The organism is Methylocystis sp. sgz306128 (assembly GCF_056032725.1).
The window spans coordinates 105,166-128,378 of record NZ_JBVYWO010000008.1; the positions used below are offsets into that span (position 1 = coordinate 105,166).

Here is a 23,213-nt window from a genome sequence, read left to right on the forward strand (position 1 = left end):
TCTCCCGAAATTTTGTCCGATCACAGGGCCCGTCTCGCCAGATCCAGATCATTCCAGTTCCGCACGCCGCGGCGGTTGAGGCGCAGATCAGGATAGAAATCGCTGGTGACGGCATCGATAATATCATCAGCCTGCGGGAAATAGGTCGATTCCATTTCCGCGCCTGGCACAATCCAGTTCGGCGTGCCGAGCACGCGCGGCGCGGCCTTCAGGCTGCCATAGGCAAAACGGGTGATCGTGCTGGCCAGCGTCATGGCAAAGCTGCCGCGTTCCGAAGCCTCCGAGACAACAATCAGCCGTCCGGTCTTGCCCACCGATGCAAGCACCTTGTCGTAATCGAATGGCACGAGCGTGCGCGCGTCGATCACCTCGCAGGAAATGCCGTGGCTTGCCTCCAGCTGATCGGCAGCGGCAAGGCCGGCATAAAGCGAGGGGCCGATGGTCAGAATGCTGACATCGCGGCCCTCGCGCCTGATCTCGGGTTCGCCGAAAGGAATACGATAATAATCGGCCGGTACGCCTTCGGGATGAAATTGCTCGACCGTGTCGTAGAGACGCTGGCTTTCGAAGAAGACGACGGGGTCATTGCCGGAAAGGGCCGAGGCCATCAGGCCCTTGGCGTCATAGGGCGTGGCCGGATAAACCACCTTGAGGCCGGGTATATGCGCGACAAGCGCTGTCCAGTCCTGCGAATGCTGCGCGCCATATTTGCTTCCCACGGAGCAGCGCAGCACCACCGGCACCTTGAGCATACCCCCGGACATCGCGTGCCATTTCGCCATCTGGTTGAAAATCTCATCACCTGCGCGGCCAATGAAATCACCATACATCAGCTCAACGAGCGCCCGCCCGCCTTCCAGCGCATAGCCTACCGCTGTGGCGACGATCGCCGCCTCGGAGATGGGCGAATTGAACAGCCTGTCATAGGGCAGGATATCGGAAAGACCGCGGTAAACGCCGAACGCACCGCCCCATTCGCGGCATTCCTCGCCGTAGGCGATCAGGCTCTCGTCATGGATCATATGGTGCAGGATCGCCTCGAAAAGGCTGTCCCGCAGCGTTATGGCGCGCATGGACGAGAGCTTCTCGCCATTTTCGCCCAGACCAAATCTGGCCTTGCGCTTGTCCTGGCGCACACGTGCGGCGGCTTCGGGCTCGGCCAGCACTCTGGCCTTGCCTGACGGCACGTCGATCTGCGTATCGCTGAACATCAGCTTGCCGATCAAGATCGGATCAGCCTGAATATTGACCGGCGGCGCGGCCTCGGGATTGACCGCGGCGGCCGTGACCGCGCTGATCTGCCCGACGACGTCCTGATGCAGGGCGGCATATTCCGCCTCGCTCAGAACGCCCGCATCGATGAGCCGGCTCCTGAACTGCACGATCGGATCATGCGATTCCCAGAGTGCGATTTCTTCACGCGAGCGATAGGCATTGGCATCCGTTGTTGAATGGCCGCTCAGGCGATAACACTCGACATCGAGCAGCGCCGGTCCCTTGCCCTGCAGCAGCAAGGCGCGCTTGCGGGCCACGGCATCGGCCACGGCGAGCACATTTGCCCCGTCCACCGTCTCTGCATGCATGGATTGAGGATTGACTGCACCGGCTATGCGCGCGAGGCGATCCCAGCCCATGGTCTCGCCGCTGGTCTGGCCGCCCATGGCATAGAAATTATTATTGAAGAAGAAAAGAACCGGCAGACCTTCGATGTCACGCTTCCAGAGCGTGCCATATTGCGCCATGGCGGAAAAATTCATGGCCTCCCACACCGGTCCGCAACCGGTTGAACCGTCGCCGCTGTTGGCGACCGTAATGCCCGGCGCACCGGAGAGCATCTTGCGCAAGGCCGCGCCCGTGGCAATTCCGGCGGATGCGCCGACGATGGCATTGTTGGGAAAAGCGCCGAAGGGCGGAAAAAACGCATGCATGGACCCGCCCATGCCGCCGTTAAAGCCATTCGCCCGCATGAAGATTTCGGCCAGCAGGCCAAGAAGCAGAAAGTTCTCGGCGCGCCTTTTGCCCTCGCCGCCAAGGAATTTGTCCACCGAGGCCAGCAACGCGCCCTGCTGATGGCCCTGCATGAGCGCGGCGAGGCGGTCTTCATCAAGCTTGCCAATAGCCGAAAGCCCCTTGGCAATGAATTCGCCGTGGCTGCGGTGCGAGCCGAAAATGTGGTCTTCCGGCTCCAGCGCCATGGCCGCGCCCACCGCCGCACCCTCCTGGCCAATGGAGAGATGCGCCGGCCCCTTATAATTGAACGCAATATCGCCATAACGTCCGGTCGATTTGAACGAATTGAGCATGCTCTCGAATTCGCGGATAACCAGCATGTGGCGCAGCGCCTCCCGCAGAGCGACATCGCCGCGCGCCGCGCGCTCCTGCGCAAATGGGGTGGAATAGGCATGAACCGGAATTCTGGCGAAACTGATCTCGCCGCTCCGGCGCGTGCGATTGGGATCAACCACGAGTTCTTTGGGCATGAGCGCCTCCGCTGGCAAATTATGGCAATGGACTTGGGCGCCGCTGACGGCGCGCCATCCCGCGCTGAATGATAAATGCAACCTCGACCATCTATTGCCCCGTTAGCGACTTATGTCAATATGATTTGGCAAATGTCCTATTTTGCGCTAATCTGATTTCATAAATCCGACTGTGCGCAGCGGCGCGCGGGCGGTATCGGGAGATGAATACGTGGCCAAACTGAGACGAGGAACACAGGTTGCGCTATCCGAGGCTTCGTCCCTGCGTCTGCGGGCCGCATGGCTCTATTACAATCAGGGCCTGACCCAGAAGGATGTCGCCGAAAAACTCGGCGTGAGCCGCACGACGGTCATCCGCATTCTCGAGGAAGCACTCAAGCGCGGCGAAGTGCAGATCTGGATCAGTTCCGGCATCACGGAATGCGACGAACTGGGCTTCAGGCTGGAAAAGGCCTTCGGGCTTGACGAGGCCATTGTCGTTCCGGCTGCGGCCGATGTCGAGAGCACGGCAAAGGCCGTCGGGCTGGCGCTCGGCAAATTTCTCTCCGAGGCCGTGACCGACAATTGCTCGATCGGCGTCGGCTGGGGCCGCACGCTGACGGCATCGCTGGCCAGTTTCCGCCCGGCGCGCAAGAACGGCGTCAAGGTGATTTCACTGCTCGGCGGTATTCTTGAAGCGCATCTCAACAACCCGGTGGATTTTACCTGGCGGCTTGCCAGCCAGCTTGGCGCGGAATGCTATATTTTTCTCGCGCCGCTGCTTGTCGACTCGGTAGCGACCAAGCGTCATCTCATTGACCTTTGCGGCCTCAGCCGGTTGTTTGAACTGGCGGAGAATCTCGATATTGCGGTGCTGAGTTCGGGCGATATCAGCACGGCGGCCAGTTCGCTGTCGCGCAATCTGCTTAAGCCGCAGGAGCTTGAGGAACTGATCGCGCTTGGCTGCATCGGCGACACGATGTGCAATTTTCTCGATGCGGAGGGCCGCTCCGTAAATCATCCGCTCAATGAGCGCGTGATGTCGGTCGATCTTGAAACGGTAAGCCGGGCGCGCCACGTCGTGCTCGCCTCCGGCGGCGCGGCCCGTGCACCCGCCATCCGCGCCACGATCCGGCGCACCGGCTGCCACACGCTGATCACGGATGAGGCGGCGGCCAGAAGACTGCTGGAACTGTGACACCTGCGCGGTAACAGCCGGGTAAACGGAACGAAACCGCTCTAACGGCGCGCCAGCACGACGAGGAGCGCAACCAGCAGCGCGGCTGCCAGCGCCTGCCAGAACAAGAGCGGATTGCGCTCATAAAGCGAACGCCTGACCGGATGCACGGGACGGGCAAGCGTGGCCGCGCTTTCAAGTTCATGAATGAATTCGACAATATCGCCATAGCGCTGAGGGCGCTGAGGGTGGTAGAGCCGCGACAGGACATTGTCGAGCCAGGCGGGAAGATCGGGCCGGTATTTCGCCAATGGCGCGGGCGTGCCGAAACGCGGCCGCATGAACGGCTCTATCTCGCCATAAGGATAGGCCGCCGCAAACATGCGATAGAGCGTCACGCCAAAGGCAAACTGATCGGAAAGCTCGTCGCCTGCCTCGCCGTCGAACATTTCCGGCGCCATATAGCTTGGCGTGCCGGGCGGTTCGGCCTCAGGCAGATCTTCGATGCCCGGAATGCGGGCGACACCCAGATCGATCAACCGCAGGCCGCCGTCAGGTGTCAGTATGATATTATCCGGCTTCACATCGCGGTGGATGATGCCCGCGCGGTGCAGGGCGTTAAGCGCCCGCCCGAGCTTTGCCGCGATCGCGATGCCTTCGCCGAGTGCAGGGCGCGGATGACGCCTGAGCCGTTGTTCCAGAGTCTCGCCTTCATAAAGCGGCATGACGGAATAGAGGCGGCTCTGGCGCGAAGGCGCAAGCTCGATGACTTCACCGACACAGGGGCTGCGCACCCGCGCCGCCACCCAGTTCTCACGCAGGAAGGCCAGCCGGAAAGTATCCTCGGAGGCCACGCGCGGATGCGGAAACTTGAGCACCAGCGCGCGGTTCATGGCAGCGTCGCGCGCCCGGAAGAGACGCGAATAGCGCCCGTCGGAGATCAAGCCTTCCAGATGAAACCCATCCACCACATCGCCGCTGCGCGGCAGATCCCGTATGGGCAAGGCCGCCATATGGGCCTGCAGTTCCAGTGGCTGCGCCAGAGGAACATCCAGAATATCAAGAACAAGCGCCGTGACATTGTCCTGGCTGCCGGCCGCCAGGGCGGCTTCAACAAGGCTCCGGGCGGTCTCTTCGGCGTCAAGGCGCTCGCCCAGCAGCAGGCGCAGCCTTGCATCCGCAAGGCTGCCGTGTACGCCGTCGCTGCACACCATCAGGCGGTCGTGCTGCCGCAGTCCGACCGAGGCATAATCCAGCCGCAGGCTGTCCTCGAAGCCGACGGCGCGATGCAGGATATGGGCATAATCTGCGCGTCCGGCGACATGATCCTCGGTGAGGCGCTCAAGCTGTCCGTCGCTCAGGCGATAGACGCGGGAATCGCCGATATGAAGAATATGGCAGATGCGCCGCTGCAGGATGAGCCCGGAAAATGTACAGGCCATGCGGGCAAGCTGCGGATCATGTTTTCCCTGAGCGTGAATCCAGCTGTTGATGGCTTCCAGCGCGCGCGAACCGGCGCGGCGCGGGCCAAGGGTCTCGGGCAGGGCATAATAGCCGTCGATAAAGCTGCGGACAGCAAGTTCGGCGGCCTCGCGCCCGCCTTTGTGGCCGCCCACGCCATCGGCCACTGCGGCAACAATGGCCCGGGACTCATCCTGCGGCATGAGCGCGGCAACATAATCCTGATTGGTTTCGCGCAGACCCGTCCGGCTGGCAAAGCCAAGCCGGACCTGAAGCTTCCGGGAGTGCGCGGTCCGCTGCGCCATATTCAACAGAACACCCTTTCAGCGCTAGACGCGCGCGCCCGAAACCGCGCCCCAGGTGGTGCGCCAGCGCGCCTTCACCAGTGCAAGGCCAATCAGACCGCAAAGCGCCAATAGCGCAAAAAACAGGAAGCCTGCGCCAAAGCCGCCCGTCAAGCCTTTCGACAGTCCCAGCATCTTGGCCAGAAAAAAGCCGCCGACACCCCCCGCGCAACCGACAAGCCCGGTCATAACGCCGATATCGGCCTTGAACCGCAGCGGAATCAACTGAAAGACAGAGCCGTTGCCCATGCCAAGGGCCAGAGCGCCCAGCGAGAATATGGCCGCAGCCAGCCAGGCCACAAGCGGCATCTGCGCCAGCGACCAGCCGGGAGCGCCGGTTGCGGGCGCCGCGCCTTCCGGCAGGAGAGCGATGAGCGCATAGGCCAACGCCACCACGCCAAACAGACCAGAAAGCGCCTTTATCCCGCCGATACGGTCGGCGAGCATGCCGCCGACAGGCCGGAAGCCGGAGCCGAAAGCCACGATCAGCGCCACCAGCAGCCCCGCGGCCACTGCCGAGACGTGATATTGCACAGTGAAATAGAGCGGCAGCGCATTGGCCAATCCGACAAAGCCGCCAAATGTGATGAAATAGAACAGCATGAACCAGCGGCTGTCCGGATCACCCAACAGACGCCCATAGGCGCGCAGCGAAAAGGGCCTGCGCTCGCCCGGCGCATCCTTGGCGGCGATGACGTAATATCCAAGAATCAACGCCATCGGCACCAGCAGGGCCACAAACACGCCGCGCCAGCCGAAATGTTCGGCGATGCTCGGCGCAAGCAGCGTATCGAGCACGACGCCCATATTGCCCGCTCCCGCAATGCCCATGACAACACCCTGATAGTGCGGCGGATACCAGCGGCTGGCCTGAGGCAGCGCCACGGCGAAGGATGCGCCGCCGATGCCAAGAAACAGACCAAAGATTTCCACCGCTTCCTTGCTGCCAAGCCCGAATGCCGCCACCCAGGCCGTCGCCAGCATCACGGTCACCTGCGCGCCGATGCCGGTTTTTTTCGCGCCGATCCGGTCGGCCAGCGCACCGAGCGGAATGCGGAATATAGCCCCCGCCAGCACGGGAATGGCGATCAGCGTGAATTTCTCGTCGACAGAGAGATGCAGCGCCTGCGTGATATAGACAATGAGTGGGCCAAGCGACGTCCAGGCCATGAAGCCGATGTCAAAATATAGAAATGCCGCCACCAGCGTGGGCCAATGTCCGGCTTTTTTGAATTCACCCAAATTCATGCTGAACCCTTTCGACATAACCCGCGGGGCGGGAGAGGGCAGACCGGAGGATGCCATCCGTCCGGGCCGTGACGACATTCAAGCAATGGCCGTGCCAAATGAAGAAAGCGCATGGATTCCATCGGCATCCGATCTAACCGGCCCGCGCCGGGTGCCCGTAAATTCGGTCAGAACCATGAATGAAGGCAGATTGCGCTCAACTTCTCCGCAAACGCCCAATTTTTGTGCGCTGCACAACGAGTGGCTCGCATGAGCCGGCTGCCGATGATTGATAATGTTCAATATTTCTTATTACGATATGTTGGCACGCCGCTTGCTTCACCCTCATCATCTTCAGATGTGAGAGGCGAACATGCTGGAACGCGTCAAACGGCAAAAACTGGTAGTCATCGGCAATGGCATGGCCGGAATGCGGACGGTCGAACTGCTGCTCGAGCGGGCGCCCGATCTTTATGACATCACCGTGTTCGGAGCGGAGCCTTACGGCAACTACAACCGCATCCTGCTCTCGCCGGTGCTGGCTGGCGAAAAAACCATCGATCAGATCATGCTCAATACCCCGGAATGGTATGAGGCCAACAATATCGAGCTGCGGAGCGGCGAGACGATCGCCATGATCGACCGGCGCACCCGCGAGGTGGTGAGCGAGAGCGGGGCGCGCGCGGCTTATGACCGGCTGCTCATCGCCACCGGCTCAAGCCCCGTCGTGCTGCCCCTGCCCGGCAAGGACCTGCCCGGCGTCGTCGGCTTCCGAGACATTCACGATGTCAACCAGATGGTGGCCGCGGCGGCGCATTATAAAAGTGCGGTGGTGATCGGCGGCGGGCTGCTCGGCCTTGAAGCCGCGAACGGCCTGATGAAGCGCGGCATGAAGGTCACGGTTGTCCATCTGGTGGAAACCCTGATGGAGCGCCAGCTTGACCCTGTTGCCGCCGGCCTGCTGCGCAAGTCCCTCGAAGAGCGCGGAATGGCGTTCAAGATGCCGGCCCAGACCGAGGCCATTCTCGGCACGGACCGCGTGACGGGTGTCCGCTTTGCCGATGGCAGCGAAATCGATGCTGAACTCGTGGTGATGGCGGTCGGTATCCGGCCAAATGCGGAACTCGCCCGCAAGGCCGGGCTTCATTGCGAACGCGGGATTGTCGTCTCCGACACGATGCAGACCTATGACGGGCGTATCTATGCGGTGGGCGAATGTGTGCAGCACCGCAAGCAGGTCTATGGCCTCGTGGCCCCGCTCTGGGATCAGGCCAAGGTCTGCGCCAATCACCTCGCGCTCAAGGCTTTCGCCAGCTATGGCGGTTCACAGGTCTCGACCAAGCTGAAGGTGACCGGCATTGATCTGTTCTCGGCCGGCGATTTTGCTCCGGCGCAGGACCGCGAGGAGATTGTGCTGCAGGATGCCGGGCGCGGCGTCTACAAGCGCATCGTGCTCAAGGACCACAAGATTATCGGCGCGGTGCTCTATGGCGATACGGCCGACGGCGCCTGGTATTTTCAGCACCTGCGCGACGGCACCGACGTCGGACAGATGCGCGAGCGTCTGATGTTCGGCGCGGCCCATATCGGCGAGGGCGGCCATGGCGGCCAGAATGCCGCCGCCGCCATGAGCGATGAAGCGGAAGTCTGCGGCTGCAACGGTGTCTGCAAGGGCACCATCGTCAAAGCCATTTCCGAAAAGAAGCTGTTCACGGTCGAGGATGTGCGCGCCCATACCAAGGCATCCTCGTCCTGCGGCTCCTGCACCGGGCTGGTGGAGCAGATTCTCGCCAATGCGCTTGGCAGCGATTATTCCGAGGCGCCAAAGGTCAAGCCGATCTGCGCCTGCACCGATTACAGCCACGACGAGGTCAGGCGCATCATTGTCGCGCAGGAGCTGAAGACCATTCCGGCCGCGATGCGGTTCATGGAATGGAAAAAGCCGGATGGCTGCCATGTCTGCCGGCCCGCGCTCAATTATTACATGCTGGCAAGCTGGCCCGGCGAATATCAGGACGACCAGCAATCGCGCTTCATCAACGAGCGCGTCCACGCCAACATTCAGAAAGATGGAACCTATTCGGTTGTGCCGCGCATGTGGGGCGGCGTCACTACGCCAAACGAACTACGCGCCATTGCCGATGTGGCGGACAAATTCAGAATTCCCTCCGTCAAGGTCACCGGCGGCCAGCGCATCGATCTGCTTGGCGTCAGGAAGGAAGACCTGCCCGCCGTCTGGTCTGACCTGAACAAGGCTGGCATGGTTTCCGGCCATGCCTATGCCAAGGGCCTGCGCACCGTGAAAACCTGCGTCGGCTCCGACTGGTGCCGCTTCGGCACGCAGGATTCGACCGGGCTCGGCATAAGGCTGGAAAAGTTCATGTGGGGCTCATGGACCCCGGCCAAGGTCAAGCTGGCCGTTTCCGGCTGTCCGCGCAATTGCGCCGAAGCGACCTGCAAGGATATCGGCGTCATCTGCGTCGATTCAGGCTATGAGATTCACTTTGCCGGTGCAGCCGGCCTGCATATCAAGGGCACCGAATTCCTCACCAAGGTGGCAACGGAAGACGAGGCGCTGGAGGTGATTGTCGCCCTGACGCAGGCCTACCGCGAGCAGGGCCGATATCTGGAGCGAATATATAAATGGTGCGACCGCGTGGGCCTCGACAACATCCGCAGATCAATTGTCGACGACCTCGAAAACCGCAAGGCCTTGTTCGCCCGTTTTGCCCATTCGCAGCAATTTGCCCAGCGCGATCCATGGGCCGAGCGCGCCGCAGAAGGCGTGGACAAGCATGAATTCACGCCCATGGCCGAACTGGAGCTTGCCTGATGCAATGGATTGAAATTGGCTCCCTCGACAGCCTGCCAAAACTCGGCGCCCGCCTGGTGCGGATCAACCAAAAGGACATTGCCGTTTTTCGCACCGCCGACGATGAGGTCTTCGCTCTGGACAACCGCTGCCCGCACAAGGGCGGGCCGCTGGCGCAGGGCATTGTTCATGGCCGCCATGTCACCTGCCCGCTTCACAGCATGGTGATCGAACTTGATACGGGCAATGTGGTGGCGCCCGACAAGGGCTGCACGCGCCATTATGCGGCGCGGGTGGAAAATGGCACGGTTTTCATCGAATACCGGGCGCAAGCGCAGGCAGACGCCGGATGACGGGCGGCGAGGCTATGTCGCAGGCGCGCACCACCTGCCCCTATTGCGGCGTCGGCTGCGGCATCATTGCGGAGCGCACCCGCGAGGGCGATGTCCGCATCAAGGGTGATCCGGATCATCCAAGCAATTTCGGGCGATTGTGCTCGAAAGGCGCGGCGCTGGCCGAGACCATCGGGCTCGAAGGCCGCCTGCTTGAGCCGCGCATCAAGGGCAGCCCAGCCTCCTGGGATCAGGCGCTTGACCTCGTCGCAGAGCGCTTTTCAAGGGCCATTGCCGAACATGGGCCGGATTCGGTGGCCTTCTATGTGTCCGGCCAGTTGCTGACGGAAGATTATTATGTCGTCAACAAGCTCGCCAAGGGCTTTATCGGCACGGCCAATATAGACACCAACTCGCGCCTGTGCATGGCCTCCTCGGTGGCCGGGCACAAACGCGCCTTCGGCTCCGATACGGTACCTGGATGCTATGAGGATCTCGAACTTGCCGACCTCGTCGTGCTTGTCGGCTCCAATCTGGCCTGGTGCCATCCGGTTCTCCACCAGCGGATGATAGCGGCCAGAGCGCGCAACCCCAATATGCGCGTGGTGGTGATTGATCCACGCCGCACGGACAGCGCCGAGGGCGCCGATCTGCATCTGCCGCTTCGCTCGGGCAGCGACGCCGTGCTGTTCAACGGCCTGCTCGCCCATCTGCATGCGCACGGCATGACCGATAAAGCCTTCGTCGCGGCGCATACTTCGGGATGCGAACAGGCGCTGGCAAGCGCCGGCCGCTTCGATATCCGCCAGACAGCGCAGATCTGCGGCCTTTCGGAGGGCTCGACCGAGCTGTTCTTCAATTGGTTCGCCAGAACGCGCCGGGTTGTCACGCTCTATTCGCAGGGCATCAACCAATCGAGCAGCGGCACCGACAAGGTCAACGCCATCATCAACTGCCATCTGCTGACGGGGCGGATCGGCCTGCCGGGGATGGGGCCCTTCTCGTTGACCGGCCAGCCCAATGCCATGGGCGGACGCGAAGTTGGCGGGCTAGCCAACCAGCTTGCCGCGCATATGGAGCTTGAGAATCCGGCGCATCGCGACATCGTTTCTCGCTTCTGGAACGCGCCGCGCATGGCGCACACCTCCGGCCTCAAGGCGGTGGATATGTTTCGCGCCGCAGCGGCTGGCCGGATCAGGGCGATCTGGATTATCTCCACCAACCCCGCAGTCACGCTGCCCGAGACCGCCGCCGTGCGCGCGGCGCTAGAGCAATGCGAATTTGTCGTCGTCTCCGACGTGATGGAAAAGACCGACACGATGCAGTTTGCCGACGTGGCGCTGCCCGCCAGCGCCTGGGGCGAGAAGAACGGCACGGTCACCAATTCGGAGCGCCGCATCTCGCGCCAGCGCAGCTTTCTCGTGCCTCCGGGAGAGGCGCGCCCGGACTGGGACATCATCTGCGATCTGGCGCGGCGCATGGGATATCACGGCTTTGATTTCACGTCGCCCGCCGAAATTTTCGCTGAACATGCCGCCCTGTCCGGCTTTGAGAATGACGGAACGCGCGACTTCGATATTTCGGGCCTGTCCGGGCTGGATCAGGCCGGATATGAGACATTCGCGCCGGTGCAATGGCCTTTGCCCCGGGGCGCTGAGGGCGGCACTGCGCGTTTTTTTGCGGAAGGACGATTTTTTACGCCGCATGGCAGGGCAAACTTCATTGCCGTTGTGCCGCGCGCACCGGCCAATGCCACAGATGCGGGCTTTCCGCTGGTGCTCAACACCGGCCGTGTGCGCGACCACTGGCACACGATGACGCGCACCGGCAAGTCGCAGCGGCTCTCGGGACACATATTCGAACCCTATGCGGAAATCTCTCCCGATGATGCGCGCAGGCTGGGGCTGTCCGAGGGCGGACTTGCCTCTCTGGAAACCGCATATGGTCAGATGACGGCGCGGGTGCGCATCGCGCCCGGCCAGCGCAAGGGCTGCGTCTTCGTACCCATGCACTGGAGCGGCCAGTTTGCCAGCACCGGCGGTGTGAACGCGCTGGTCAACGCCGCGGTTGATCCCGTTTCCGGCCAGCCCGAATCGAAACATACGCCGCTCAGGGTGACGGCCTATCAGCCGCTCTGGCAGGCGCTGGCCCTGTCGCGCAACGCCATGACGCCGCCCGATGGCGCCCAATGGACGGGCGGACTTGCCGGCAGGGCGCACCGGCTGGAACTCTGGGGCGATGCGCCGCCGCCAGATTGGGAGAAATTTGCCGCAGATCTTATAGGGCCGGCGGGCGGCGCCGAATGGTTGTCCTATCGCGACGCCAGCACCGGCCAATATCGCTATGCGCTGATCAGGGAAGGCCGGCTGGAGGCCTGCCTCTTTGTCGGCGCGCAGACTTCCCTGCCCTCGCGCAGCTGGGCGACAGGCTTGTTCGAGGGCGACCTGCTGCCCGCCGAACAGCGCATGTCGCTGCTGGCAGGACGGCCGCTTCAGGCCTCGGCGGATATTGGCGCGCTCGTCTGCTCGTGCCACTGCGTCGGCCAGAACCAGATCACAGCCGCGATTGCCGCCGGAGCGTCCACCCTTGAGGCCTTGGGTGAGCGGCTCAGGGCAGGCACGAATTGCGGCTCCTGCAAGCCTGAACTCGCCAGAATGCTCGGCGCTGGCGCGCGCTGACCGGCGTCCAAAGCCAATGACAGGCGCTGCGGCACGCGGCATTCAGCCCGCTTTGGTTCCCGGCCTCTTGCAGGGATGGCCTTCAAATGGCGTGATGGGGAACAGGCTAACTGGCGGAGAGAGCGTCTGTCGAACTTTTTTTATTTTATCAATTTTTTCAATAATAAAATTTTTAAAATTTAGAATAACCCCGCCATTCACCCTGTCAAAGCACGAAATTCGAGTTTCGCCGAAAATCGTGTGCGTTTAATAGGGAACAAAATCGCACGACTCGCCTAGCAGTCATACTTGCTTCGCTGATGGCTCTTCCTCAGAGCAACTCTGAAAACAATCGCCTCAAGGAAATTGGTCTGACAACATTGACCTCAATGCTTATCTGCGGTATTTGTAAGATGTCAGACCAATTTTGAATTTTCGTCTTTTATGCAGATGCAAAGACTAAAGCGAAGGAAACGCCGCTGGCTCACTCGCAGCCTTTGCCAACAGCGGGTGTCAGTATAGAGGCTGCGTGCGCCACCAAACCGTGCATAACAGCTAATTATAGTTTTTGAGAAAAATGAATAAATTAGAAAAAAAATTTGCTTTCGCTGATTTCGAATACTCAGAATCGTTGGGGCTTAGGCGCGAAGGCATATTGATCGATCTGTGTCCTCGCGCACAGGAGATCTTGCATTTGCTTGTTCATACCAAAGGGCAGTTGGTGTCCAAATCGGATATCGCCAAGCACGTATGGGGACAACAGGCAGTTTCCGACAATTCAATCTCTCGAGCAGTCTTTTTGCTGCGCCAAGCTCTGGATGATGATGTCGATCACAATGTTATCAAAACCGTTCACGGATGTGGATTTCGCATTGGCGTTCCCATTCGACAAATGGCCGACTCTCATTCGGAAAGTGGTATAGAATTTGAAAGGGACAAACCTCATTTCGGTGCGACAGACATTATTAGAACTGCCTTCGAAATCGCATCTGAGCGGACGGAAGAAAATTTACAATCGGCTTTGAAAGTTCTTGAATACGGGAGTCTGGCTTTTCCGAACGACCCGCTTATTTTTGGTATGCAGGCAGTTGTCGAGGTCGCTCGGTTAATACGTGGTTTTATCCGTCCTCGAGAAAGTTTTGCTTTAATAAATCAGGCCGTCGACCGGGCGCTGCAAATTGATGGCAATTTTACTCCGGCTCTGGCCACAAAGGGCTGGATCATGGCTATATCAGAAGGGCGAATCGATGAAGCGTCGGAGCTGATTTGTGGCTGCCTTTCCTATAATAGCTTCGACTGGACGACTTATTTTTATAAAGCCATGATTTTGATCGTGCAGCGCCGTTTGGCTGATGCTTTGTTCGCAGTGGACGAGGGGCTTAAGATAAATCCGCTGGAGCGCTCTCTTTTGGTGCTCAAGGCTTGGATTTTATGTGCTGCTGAACGTTATGACGACGCAGAGGCATTTTGTGCACAAGTTTTAACTATTCGCCCCCAAGTCGAAATACTGTGGGCCTTAAGGGCCGTTGCAGCATTGCATATGGGTCGAATTGATCATTCCAAAGAATTTGGTCAGCGGGCCATGCTTATCTATCCAGAGGATCCGTTCGTGCAGGGGACATATGGATGGGTTCTCGCCAAAAGCGGGGATGAAGAAGGGCCCCAAGCTATTTTAAGGAGATTAAAATCGTCGTCCAAATATGTTTCTCCTATGATTCTAGCTATGATTCACTATGCTTTGGGTGATTTTTATCGAGCTGAAAATCTTAAGGAGATTGCCAAAGACGGAAAATGTCCCTGGCACAGGCTGTCTTGGTGCGACGCACGATTTAAATGACATTCTGGTGGCAAGTTATGTTTCAAATTATGTTGGCGATCGATAGCCAAGGGCTGAATTTAGCCGTTTGGCATTGCAAACCCCTTCGGTGAATCTGGGTAACCCTGCCCCAAGTTTTATCCATATTTGAGTGCCCGGCGTCAGCGCCAATGGAACAAATTAGGCGCTTTTCCTAATCGAGTATTTTTGGTCTCATCTGTTCCAAGAAGGACAGGCGATGAGAACGAAGGCACCGATTACGAAAGCGACATAAACAAAGCCGCGCCAAATGGATACATAGGTGAAATCCGAGACACAGAGCTTGATAGGTGCAGGGCAAGGAACTGCCAGTTAACATGGTCGCGCGGGAATGGTGCTGCCTTGTCCTGAAGCGTTGTTTGCATCGGTGTGCCGCGAATGACACCTTGCAAGCCTATTTCTTTCATCACCCTTGCCACAGTGCAGCGGGCAACATCAAAGCCTTCGCGTGCAAGCTGGAGCGAGACCTTGCGTGCGCCATAAACCTTGTAGTTCGCCCTAAACACTCGGGAGATCTCCGGTTTCAGTGCCATATCAGAATTTACTCGCGTTGATTGGTTGGCCGGATCGACCGGCTTCGCGACATGCTCACGATAGTTTTAAGGGGCAATCGACAAGACTTTAAAGATTGGCTCGACCCGTGCACCTCTTTTTGACCGCTCGCTACTCAAAAATTGCATTTTGGCGTCGTATTTCGGCGAATTTTAAACCAGTTTTCCGTCTAGTCACGATCCTCTGATCGACGATAAAGTTGCTTTCTAATTTTCACTCAGAACCAAGCCGGCTCAATTCTGGGTGGAAATCAACTGCCGGGGGCTTCTCTTTTCCAGTATGGAGGCAAGGCTATCACGGCTTAATCTTTGGCACATGGCCCAGCTTTTACCTTTAGAGCTATCGCATCCCTGATACCAGTGAATAGCACAACCGTGCCAAGGCTCACAGATTTGACCTCTATCAATGCAGAATAACTAAGGCAGGCATAGCCTCTTAATTGTTAAAAAAAGGGTCATTTCTATGAGTGATATTATCTTATTTGCTCATCCCACATTTGGGATGCTGGGTATTATTGCCTCGGTTTGGATATTGGTCGAGGCTTTGAATGCAAATCCTGAAAATCAGTCCAGAATACGCTTGGCCTCGCTGGTTGTGGCCGGTTGCATTATTTTAGCATGGCTGCTGGGGGGCTACTGGTATACAATCTTTTATGCACCAGAAAAGGCCATTATTCTTAAGGGTCCATGGCCTTGGGCTCACAACCTTGTCATGGAAACCAAGGAACATCTGTTCTTCATTCCACTGATACTGGCGCTATATCTGCCCATCGTCGCGGCTAAAAATCTGGCAACAAACAAAGCAGCCAGAGGCATGGTGATGGCGGTCGCGACCTTTGTCATACTGAATGGGCTGGCCATTGAAGGCGCCGGTGCTGTCATCAACTATGGCGTCAAGGTGGCCTTTGTACACACCGGTGTGAAAGGAGCTGAATAATGACCGCGACGACATCTCAAAAACTCGCCAGCCATTCGGCGTCAATCGGCACAGAGTCTAAATTGGACGGCGCCGCCGCCGCGTTCGGGTTATCGGCTGCAATCACGATTGTTTTCAACACCATACTCGCATGGGTCAAGGATGCCTATGAACCTCTCAACACCTTCATGGCTTCTTTGACCGGTCACCATTGGCGCACGCACGGGCTTGTCGATGTGATCCTATTCATTGTGCTCGGATATATATTTATGGCGCAGCACGTGGTCATCGGTGGCGCTAAAATGGTCGGGCTACTCATCGCCTCGATCATCGCCGGTGGCGGTGGGCTGGCACTTTGGTTCCTGTTGTTCTAAGATTGTTATATGATCATGTTTACCGGCGCGAAGACAATCGCGCCGGTTTTTCTTTGATCTGCATCCGACCGATTTTGCCGAGCCAAATATTGACAAATCTTCTCAACTCAACATGCGCACGATGCCAGCGGCCTTTGTAGCGATCGGCACAACGTTTAGAGCGGCGTCGACCCTCCGGCTTGTCGCGTCTCCGGCCATTAACGGCCACCCTGAACGCCTCGGCATCGGCCTCATACCTCATACCTGAACATCTGAATCAGCCGTCATTCATCATCAATGAAAGCCGAGCCTCGCATCAGGACGTGGTCAATATCCCCGCAAGTTAGTCAATGGCAAAACAGGGGCCTATATGCTCCAACTGCTGGTTGACGAGCCGCGAAATGAATGCGGGCGGGTCGCCGAACCGCATGCTCTCGAATACCGCGATATATACAGCGATCGGAAGTGCGATAATGACGGGGAGTTTGTAACGCAGAAGCCACATCGGCCAAATATCTGAAGAAATCGTCTCAATTTTGAGATTAAAAGCTAGACTGGAAATGGGCCTGCCACTATCTTCTCGTCATTATTTTATAAATTTTAGGGGCGAATAAAATGAATTTCATATCAACGATCGGCGTATTGGCGCTTATTGGCGTTCCATCGGCCGCATCCGCCGCCGATATTCCGAGCAAGAAAAGCGCCCCGATCGTTCCGGTTGCCGCAGCGCAAAAGCCGCATAATTGGACAGGTCCGTATATTGGCCTGAATGTTGGCTGGGATTGGCAACATGACTCCTTTGATAATTCAGCATCGGTGATCAGTGGATTTACCGATGGTACCGGTGCGGGCAGCTATGCCGCCAATTCAGCTGCCGCAGCGACGGCTAATTTCAAAAAGCAAACATCAAGCCCGATTTTTGGTCTTCAGGCCGGCTATAACTGGCAAATGTCTCCGGCGTTCGTTGCTGGCTTGGAGGCAGATATTGGTTCGACCGGCGCTCGCAATCACTCGGCAACTGTCAATACTGTCTCTGCCGGGTTCCCCTTTTACAGTGCCAATGAGGTTCTTACGACCGGGCTGACGGACACTGCCCGTTTGGATTATCTTTCGACGGTGCGCGGTCGCTTGGGCTTTCTTGCAACGCCGGATTTGCTGATATATGGCACGGGAGGCTTGGCGCTCGGCAATGTCAAATTTGGTACGAGCATTACGCAATCCAATAATGATTGCGCGCAATTTTCGCTCGCGTGCATACAAACGAGTGCATCCACGTCAGCAACGAAATCTGACTTCAGAGCAGGTTGGGCTTTAGGGGCTGGTTCCGAATTGGCGCTCTCGCAGAATTGGACGGTGAAGGCAGAATATCTTCACTATGATTTAGGTCACGTTTCCTACGCCGTTGGTAATCTGACCTATACCTCTGGTACTTATTCTGCTGCTGGAGGACCGTCGGTTGTGTCAACGCACGCCAAAGTCAGAATTGACGGTGATATTCTTCGCCTTGGTTTGAACTATAGCTTTTGAACATTCGCGGCTAATCAATTGCTATGACAAGGCCTTGGCGGTACCAGGCCCTTTTTGTTTTTCAACGGCATATTCACCCTTGCGCCGGGTCATGGTCGCCTCGCGGTTCGGTTGCCTTGGCCGCCTCCATGAAGAACTGATGGCGGATGAAGCCATGCGATAAGGCCCCGTCCACGTGTTAATTTCCCTTTCGGATTGACTCATTTTGGAGTGAACCCCTGGGACTGGACCACGGGGCAGGGAAAAACTGATACGCTCTGCGGGCCTTAAATGGAGAAGGCTCATGAAAACCAGAGGTCCATATCGGCGGCACTCGACACCGTTCAAATTGCAGCTTTGTCAGGATATCCGAAACGGCATTATCGGAAGGCGCGACGCACAACGCACTTACAGTGTCTCGGCCAACCTCATCCCGTTGTGGCTGACGCAGTTCGATCATGGCGAACTCAATGATGAAGAAGCTGAAGCCAGCGTTATCGCCGAATATGAGGCGCACATTGCGGCGTTTGAACGCAAGGTCGGCCAGCTCTGTTGAACTCCGCTAGTAATTGACCACTTTTCCATGTGGTGCGGATCCATTCAAGAGCTCTTTAAGTATCTGTTTTTTGAACTCTTCCGACGTTCCGCTGAGCTATGATGAAATGGAAAAGTGGATCTAGTCGTAACCGTAAACAACAATGAGCGGCCAAAGTGCGCAAATATCGGGCAAAAATCCCGATAATCCTCCGCGCAGAGACAAATGAGCCGGAGAATTGCCCGAAATCCAGTTGATCCAACCGTGGAGAAAAGGGGTGCGCAGAGCACCGAAATCGCTTGGAGGAACTCTCGATTCGATAGAATATCGTTTTAAATCAGAGACTTGATAGCCGATAGGTCCTTCATTTTATTTTTAATTTATCAATGTTTTCAATGTTAAAATTTTTTTATTTCAGATTTACCCCACCATTTACCCCGCCTAATCTGTGATATTCTGGATTTGTTGCTAATTGTGTGCCGAGTATGGAACAAATTCGAGCGGCGCTCTAGGTGGTAATTTTCCTTGGCTGATGCCGCTCGACGATCATTAGAATTTTATTGGTGTGACGAAATAGCCACACCAATTTTGAAAATCGAAGACAGCGTCGCTCTGGGATTCTATTGAGTTTGCCCTCGCGATATAATCTTTCGATTAGATCTTTAATTTTTCAAAGGGGGTATCAATGAAAAGATTGCTCGCAACGACAGCGTTATGCCTTATCGCCGTCAGCGCAAGTGCGGCGGACCTTCCGTCAAAGAAGGAAGCGGCTCCCGCTCCAATGATGGCGGCTCCCCTGTTTACTTGGACAGGCTTCTACGTCGGCGTTAATGGCGGCGGTGGTGGTGCTGACTACAAGCGTAATGGCCTTTATGACTCCAATCCTGTAAGTGATTCTCATTCAAAAGCGGGTTACTTGTTCGGTTTACAGGCGGGTTATAATTATCAAGTTGGACCGACTTGGCTCGTGGGCCTCGAAGCCGACTTCCAAGGGTCCCAATTCAAGGAAGTCCAGTCTTGTGGCGCGGGGTCATCTTTTGGCAGCTGCTACGACACTTCTTCGGTCGCCACATATGACGTTGATTGGTTCGGCACAGTTCGTGGGCGTATCGGCTATCTGGCCACCCCCAGCTGGCTGCTCTACGGCACGGGTGGTTTTGCCTACGGTCAGGTCAAATATGGCGCCTTGGATTATCTGCCCGACAATAGCGCGACCCAATCAAAGGTTGCGGCAGGCTGGACAATCGGCGCCGGCACCGAATATGCCATTGATAGGAACTGGTCGGTCAAGGCTGAATATCTCTATGTCGATCTTGGAAAGAAATCTTTCGATCCTATTCCATCGAGTTCCCCCGATTATGTTGCGGATGTCAAAGCAAAGCTCAACATTTTCCGCGTTGGCTTGAACTATCGCTTCTAGTCGTTAAGCAAATCTGGTTTGAGTTAATACCGAACAGCCCCCAAATAAGCTTTGGGGGCTGTTTTATTGGCTTTTGTGTTTTTTAATTTGCCTCAAGTACTTTTTAATCACCGCTTGTAGAAAGGCTCGAACAGTTTGATTGGTGCTGGAGCCAAATGGACGACACTAGCAAATAGGTGCTCACTTTTGCGCCACTCTATAGCGATGGTAAAAATTCATAATTTTGCGCAGGCTGTCAGGCTGTTAGTGACCTTGTTCGTCGCCAAACAAGAATGACGTTGCCCGCCGTCCTGTAACTCTCCCCCATTGACAACGTTCTCCGGCAGGCAGACATTATCTGCATAAACGAATTGGCATCCGGCGCGCGTAGCCACATCGAGCTGCCAATTTTTGACACCCCATAGTTCCATCGGACAATCGACATCGCTGCTGCAAGGCAGAGGTCTCGATCGAACATGCTTTGAGAGGTTCCAGGATGAATGATCTCACCCTCGTCATGAAGGCGGCGCAGATGGCCGCGCAATGGCACGTCCGGCAGCGCCGCAAGGGCAAGGCGCGCGAGCCTTATATTAATCATTTGATCGAGGTGGCCGAGATCGTCGCCGAGGTGACAGGTGGTCAGGACGCCAATCTCGTTGCCGCGGCGCTGCTGCATGACACGAGCGAAGATTGCGGCGTCACAGCGGCGATCCTGGAAGAGATGTTCGGCGCCGACGTCGCCAGCCTCGTCCAGGAAGTCACCGATGACAAGTCGAAGCGAAAGCCGGAGCGCAAACGGCTGCAGGTACTCAATGCGCCCAAGAAGAGCCCGCGGGCCAAGATACTCAAACTGGCTGACAAGACCAGCAATCTGAGGGCGATCCGGAACAGCCCGGCGCGCACATGGTCAGCAGAGCGCCGTTTAGCCTATATCGCCTGGGCCCGCGACGTCGCGACCGGCCTGCGCGGCGTCAACGGCGCGCTGGAAGCCAAATTCGATCAGGCGGCCCACGAGGCCGAACAGGCCGTCGCGGAGATTATAACCGAGTAAACCACTTTATCGAGACAAGGTTCGGGATCATGTGCGATTTCGACGTCACTTTGGAAGCCATCCTCACGTTCATCGATACCGAAGGCAGCCGCAATGCCTATGTCTGCCGGCATAGGAGTCTCACTCGCCAACACCTTTGGCGCGGGCGGCGTCGATCACACGCTGCGGCACGCGGCAACGAGGCTCGCCGGGAGGATCTCCGATGTCATAGGGTCAGAAGCCGCTTTCATCGAACCGGTGCACCGCGTTCATCACGGTGGATTCGGGCCAGATGAAGCCGCCGCCAAAACCAATCTTGGGTTCTGTGCCGGCAGGCTTCGGGGCCTGACAGGATTGTCCGGCTTTGGCGCGCTTCTCCGTGCTTTCGAAGATGGCATCGACGAAATAGGACCATGCTTTTGCTTTCAAGCGTTGGCTGTGCACCCTGGTTGCAGGCAGAATGGTGGTTTCAAGATCAATGTCGCGATGAATCAGCGACGGATCGGACAATCCGGGGCGTGGCGAATTTTCAAGACCTGCCGCTTGGCGCAGCTGGACCTCAAGCGCGTTGAGGCTGACGCGATTTTTCGGCATCGGAACAATGCTGTGCAACTTTGATTCTGTCTCTGTTTCTGTATCTGTTTCTGTTTCAGGTAACGTTAAATCGCCGTTTCATGTAACGTTTCCTGTAACGTTACACGGCGTTACACGGCGTTTCATGGCGTTTCATGGCGTTGCCGTCCGTTACACTATTTCGCTCCTTCACTGTCGCGAGCATTCGTCGATCATTCGACGAATGCACGGCGAATTGATCCAAATTATCGCGGGGCTTTCGGGGATATTTGGGCTTTTGTGGCCGGTCAATGCGCTGGTGTTCCCAGCCTGTTACCTGCAAATAAGGCTTACAATTAACGGTATAGATCGCAACAAAACCATTCGACGATAATTCGTCGAGCATTCGCTAAGCGTCCGCGATCTAGCCCCAGCAGTGCAGAAACAGATCCGCATCCATAATCACTTGATCGCGCCGAGCGGCATTAATGTCTGGCCAGATGGTTGCCTGGAACTGCGCCCAAGACTGATGATCAATCGTCGGGATAACCTCATCGCCGTCCAGCCGCGCCAGAGTCACCTCATATTGCGCACGATTATATTCAACGCCATCGCCCGGATGAGGCGAGACGGACACGGCTGCTAATTTTGCTAATTTGCTAAATTTTGGCGAACCTTCCCGCCGACTCGCAAAATTAGCAATTTTAGCAGGGTGCGGAGGCTGCACTTTCCGGGAGTGCCGTTGAAGAACGGTCATGCCGTAACTCCGCTTTTGAGCCGGATGATCCGAGGCTTTTTCGAGAGATTTTCAATCCAGCCATGCTCAAGCAGAATATCGGCAGCCGCCGATGCAGCCTCCTTTTGTCGGACCGTCGAGGGGCCGCGCTGCATGATGTCTTTCATCGGTGTCGGGTTGCCTCCCCGCTGGATCAGCCACTCCAGCAATTTGGCCGCATTCGCCTTGGCGGGCGATATCTTGCTCATCGAGCGCAGGCGAAGATTTTCCGTCAAATACCAATCGACCAAAATGCAGGCGTTCTCCATCGCCTCGGCTTCAATTTCGGCTGCGTCTGGCGCGTCGACCAAAGTCAGAACTCCGGCGATGCGAGCAGCGTGTTCTGCCGCCTTGCTGGCAAAGTCGCGGATCGGCTCCAGCTTGCCGCCCTTGCACTGCGATGCCTCGACCGCATTATAAAAGTCGATCCACGCCGTCCTGGCCTGTTCCGTCATGCGAAGTGCAGGCAATTTGAGTTCGTTGCGCTTACCATCCTCCATGGGCCAGCGCTGCTCCAGGATTGACTTGATGCGCGCACCATAGGCCTTGATCATGACGTCATCGTCGATCGTGGACTCACGATAGAAGCGAGAGCCGGCCGAGCTTTCGGGCGCGGCAATCAAAACACGCGACAACAAACCCTGGTCGCGCAGGATAGGATCGTTAAAAAACTGCGCGGCCGTGTCGGGCTGGGCCATGAGATGTATAGCAAGGCGGCGGCCTTTCAGAATGGTCAGGCCATCGCCCGCGCGAAGACGGCGCGCTCCGTTGCCATCCCAGAACTCGGAAAGGCCAGCGGCAGTTTTGAGACGATGATCTTGACTCATGCCATAGCCACCAATGAACCCGCCGCCCTCAGCGCTAAAGATTCCAAGCGAAGCCGGAGCATCGGTCCAGATCTTTACGAGCCCCTCAAGCGTCGGTTCCGGCGCCGTGAGAATAGGATAGAGCGGCTTTTCCGGCTCCTTGCCAAGCTCCAGGAGCTTGAACTGGCGATCAGAGAGGCGCACCTTACGTTCGGTCTCAATCGCCCGTTTCTGAGCCGACCATGCCGCGTGTTTCATCTTCCAGTCCGTCAGCTCTGTCTCGAAAACGAGCCCGAGGCCTTTTTCGTGCGCACGAACGGGCCATGCGGCTTCGTTGTCCGATGTCGACTTGCGTCCGGATGAATAGCCCCTAGAATTGTAGACACCTTGTCCCTTAAAAATGAGGCAAGGAGATCGTCATGGGTAATGCCAATTTCACAGAAGAATTCAAACAGGACGCGGTTAA

18 protein-coding genes are annotated in these 23,213 nt (G+C 57.2%); 11 read left to right on the plus strand and 7 right to left on the minus strand.

The window, feature by feature from the left end:
* Positions 1–20: 20 nt before the first annotated feature.
* Positions 21–2,480 carry an alpha-ketoacid dehydrogenase subunit alpha/beta gene (locus AC0N03_RS13020; protein WP_474289236.1) on the minus strand — a complete coding sequence of 820 codons (2,460 nt, stop codon included), beginning with the start codon at positions 2,478–2,480 and terminating at the stop codon, positions 21–23.
* 211 nt (positions 2,481–2,691) lie between these two features.
* Between AC0N03_RS13020 and AC0N03_RS13025 the strand changes: the two genes are divergently transcribed.
* Positions 2,692–3,657: a sugar-binding transcriptional regulator gene (locus AC0N03_RS13025; RefSeq protein WP_474289237.1), complete on the plus strand. Its 966-nt coding sequence runs from the start codon at positions 2,692–2,694 to the stop codon at positions 3,655–3,657.
* Positions 3,658–3,698: 41 nt separating this feature from the next.
* On the opposite strand, the gene AC0N03_RS13030 is transcribed toward AC0N03_RS13025, so the two are convergent.
* Together AC0N03_RS13030 and AC0N03_RS13035 are read right to left on the minus strand one after the other, a co-directional pair.
* The gene (locus tag AC0N03_RS13030; RefSeq protein WP_474289238.1) at positions 3,699–5,402 is read right to left on the minus strand and encodes a bifunctional protein-serine/threonine kinase/phosphatase; all 1,704 of its coding nucleotides are present in this window, start codon (positions 5,400–5,402) and stop codon (positions 3,699–3,701) included.
* Between the two features lie 24 nt (positions 5,403–5,426).
* Positions 5,427–6,689 (minus strand): MFS transporter, encoded by a 1,263-nt coding sequence (locus AC0N03_RS13035; RefSeq protein ID WP_474289239.1) that lies wholly within the window; start codon positions 6,687–6,689, stop codon positions 5,427–5,429.
* Between the two features lie 352 nt (positions 6,690–7,041).
* Here AC0N03_RS13035 and nirB point away from each other — a divergent pair, with 352 nt between their 5' ends.
* From nirB to AC0N03_RS13055, 4 genes are all read left to right on the plus strand, one after another.
* Entirely contained in the window at positions 7,042–9,501 is a 2,460-nt protein-coding gene (gene nirB / locus AC0N03_RS13040; protein ID WP_474289240.1) for a nitrite reductase large subunit NirB, read from the plus strand.
* On the plus strand, positions 9,501–9,833 hold the full coding sequence (nirD, locus tag AC0N03_RS13045) for a nitrite reductase small subunit NirD (protein ID WP_474289241.1): 333 nt from the start codon (positions 9,501–9,503) through the stop codon (positions 9,831–9,833). Before nirB ends, nirD begins: the two co-directional genes overlap by 1 nt.
* Positions 9,830–12,490: a nitrate reductase gene (locus tag AC0N03_RS13050; protein ID WP_474289242.1), complete on the plus strand. Its 2,661-nt coding sequence runs from the start codon at positions 9,830–9,832 to the stop codon at positions 12,488–12,490. The genes nirD and AC0N03_RS13050 overlap by 4 nt, the downstream gene beginning before the upstream one ends.
* A gap of 556 nt (positions 12,491–13,046) precedes the next feature.
* The gene (locus AC0N03_RS13055) at positions 13,047–14,306 is read left to right on the plus strand and encodes a winged helix-turn-helix domain-containing protein (protein ID WP_474289243.1); all 1,260 of its coding nucleotides are present in this window, start codon (positions 13,047–13,049) and stop codon (positions 14,304–14,306) included.
* Between the two features lie 236 nt (positions 14,307–14,542).
* Here AC0N03_RS13055 and AC0N03_RS13060 read toward each other — a convergent pair whose 3' ends face one another.
* Positions 14,543–14,857 carry an IS3 family transposase gene (locus AC0N03_RS13060; RefSeq protein ID WP_474289244.1) on the minus strand — a complete coding sequence of 105 codons (315 nt, stop codon included), beginning with the start codon at positions 14,855–14,857 and terminating at the stop codon, positions 14,543–14,545.
* Positions 14,858–15,338: 481 nt separating this feature from the next.
* Between AC0N03_RS13060 and AC0N03_RS13065 the strand changes: the two genes are divergently transcribed.
* From AC0N03_RS13065 to AC0N03_RS13090, 6 genes are all read left to right on the plus strand, one after another.
* On the plus strand, positions 15,339–15,812 hold the full coding sequence (locus AC0N03_RS13065) for a hypothetical protein (protein WP_474289245.1): 474 nt from the start codon (positions 15,339–15,341) through the stop codon (positions 15,810–15,812).
* Positions 15,812–16,165 (plus strand): hypothetical protein, encoded by a 354-nt coding sequence (locus AC0N03_RS13070; RefSeq protein ID WP_474289246.1) that lies wholly within the window; start codon positions 15,812–15,814, stop codon positions 16,163–16,165. Before AC0N03_RS13065 ends, AC0N03_RS13070 begins: the two co-directional genes overlap by 1 nt.
* 594 nt (positions 16,166–16,759) lie before the next feature.
* Complete coding sequence (locus AC0N03_RS13075; RefSeq protein WP_474289247.1) at positions 16,760–17,671, plus strand: outer membrane protein; 912 nt, start codon at positions 16,760–16,762, stop codon at positions 17,669–17,671.
* Positions 17,672–17,954: 283 nt separating this feature from the next.
* Positions 17,955–18,206, plus strand: coding sequence for a transposase (locus tag AC0N03_RS13080; RefSeq protein ID WP_474289248.1), 252 nt, complete (start codon positions 17,955–17,957; stop codon positions 18,204–18,206).
* Positions 18,207–18,870: 664 nt separating this feature from the next.
* On the plus strand, positions 18,871–19,605 hold the full coding sequence (locus AC0N03_RS13085; protein WP_474289249.1) for an outer membrane protein: 735 nt from the start codon (positions 18,871–18,873) through the stop codon (positions 19,603–19,605).
* Between the two features lie 475 nt (positions 19,606–20,080).
* A complete protein-coding gene (locus AC0N03_RS13090; protein WP_474289250.1) occupies positions 20,081–20,635 on the plus strand; it encodes an HD domain-containing protein in 555 nt (184 codons plus the stop codon).
* Between the two features lie 213 nt (positions 20,636–20,848).
* Here AC0N03_RS13090 and AC0N03_RS13095 read toward each other — a convergent pair whose 3' ends face one another.
* The 3 genes from AC0N03_RS13095 to AC0N03_RS13105 all read right to left on the minus strand — a co-directional run bounded on the left by AC0N03_RS13095 (position 20,849) and on the right by AC0N03_RS13105 (position 23,149).
* On the minus strand, positions 20,849–21,208 hold the full coding sequence (locus tag AC0N03_RS13095; RefSeq protein ID WP_474289251.1) for a hypothetical protein: 360 nt from the start codon (positions 21,206–21,208) through the stop codon (positions 20,849–20,851).
* A 382-nt stretch (positions 21,209–21,590) separates the two neighbouring features.
* The gene (locus tag AC0N03_RS13100) at positions 21,591–21,923 is read right to left on the minus strand and encodes a hypothetical protein (protein WP_474289252.1); all 333 of its coding nucleotides are present in this window, start codon (positions 21,921–21,923) and stop codon (positions 21,591–21,593) included.
* Complete coding sequence (locus AC0N03_RS13105) at positions 21,920–23,149, minus strand: DUF3987 domain-containing protein (protein WP_474289257.1); 1,230 nt, start codon at positions 23,147–23,149, stop codon at positions 21,920–21,922. Before AC0N03_RS13105 ends, AC0N03_RS13100 begins: the two co-directional genes overlap by 4 nt.
* Positions 23,150–23,213 lie beyond the last annotated feature (64 nt).

Bases quoted from the DNA above. Each gene is read 5' to 3' on its own strand.
- AC0N03_RS13050 (WP_474289242.1), top strand. From the start codon at position 9,830: ATGACGGGCGGCGAGGCTATGTCGCAGGCGCGCACCACCTGCCCCTAT.
- AC0N03_RS13100 (WP_474289252.1), bottom strand. From the start codon at position 21,923: ATGACCGTTCTTCAACGGCACTCCCGGAAAGTGCAGCCTCCGCACCCT.
- AC0N03_RS13065 (WP_474289245.1), top strand. From the start codon at position 15,339: ATGAGTGATATTATCTTATTTGCTCATCCCACATTTGGGATGCTGGGT.
- AC0N03_RS13030 (WP_474289238.1), bottom strand. From the start codon at position 5,402: ATGGCGCAGCGGACCGCGCACTCCCGGAAGCTTCAGGTCCGGCTTGGC.
- AC0N03_RS13055 (WP_474289243.1), top strand. From the start codon at position 13,047: ATGAATAAATTAGAAAAAAAATTTGCTTTCGCTGATTTCGAATACTCA.
- AC0N03_RS13035 (WP_474289239.1), bottom strand. From the start codon at position 6,689: ATGAATTTGGGTGAATTCAAAAAAGCCGGACATTGGCCCACGCTGGTG.
- AC0N03_RS13095 (WP_474289251.1), bottom strand. From the start codon at position 21,208: ATGCCGAAAAATCGCGTCAGCCTCAACGCGCTTGAGGTCCAGCTGCGC.
- AC0N03_RS13085 (WP_474289249.1), top strand. From the start codon at position 18,871: ATGAAAAGATTGCTCGCAACGACAGCGTTATGCCTTATCGCCGTCAGC.
- AC0N03_RS13075 (WP_474289247.1), top strand. From the start codon at position 16,760: ATGAATTTCATATCAACGATCGGCGTATTGGCGCTTATTGGCGTTCCA.
- AC0N03_RS13080 (WP_474289248.1), top strand. From the start codon at position 17,955: ATGAAAACCAGAGGTCCATATCGGCGGCACTCGACACCGTTCAAATTG.
- AC0N03_RS13060 (WP_474289244.1), bottom strand. From the start codon at position 14,857: ATGGCACTGAAACCGGAGATCTCCCGAGTGTTTAGGGCGAACTACAAG.
- AC0N03_RS13090 (WP_474289250.1), top strand. From the start codon at position 20,081: ATGAATGATCTCACCCTCGTCATGAAGGCGGCGCAGATGGCCGCGCAA.
- nirB (WP_474289240.1), top strand. From the start codon at position 7,042: ATGCTGGAACGCGTCAAACGGCAAAAACTGGTAGTCATCGGCAATGGC.
- AC0N03_RS13020 (WP_474289236.1), bottom strand. From the start codon at position 2,480: ATGCCCAAAGAACTCGTGGTTGATCCCAATCGCACGCGCCGGAGCGGC.
- nirD (WP_474289241.1), top strand. From the start codon at position 9,501: ATGCAATGGATTGAAATTGGCTCCCTCGACAGCCTGCCAAAACTCGGC.
- AC0N03_RS13070 (WP_474289246.1), top strand. From the start codon at position 15,812: ATGACCGCGACGACATCTCAAAAACTCGCCAGCCATTCGGCGTCAATC.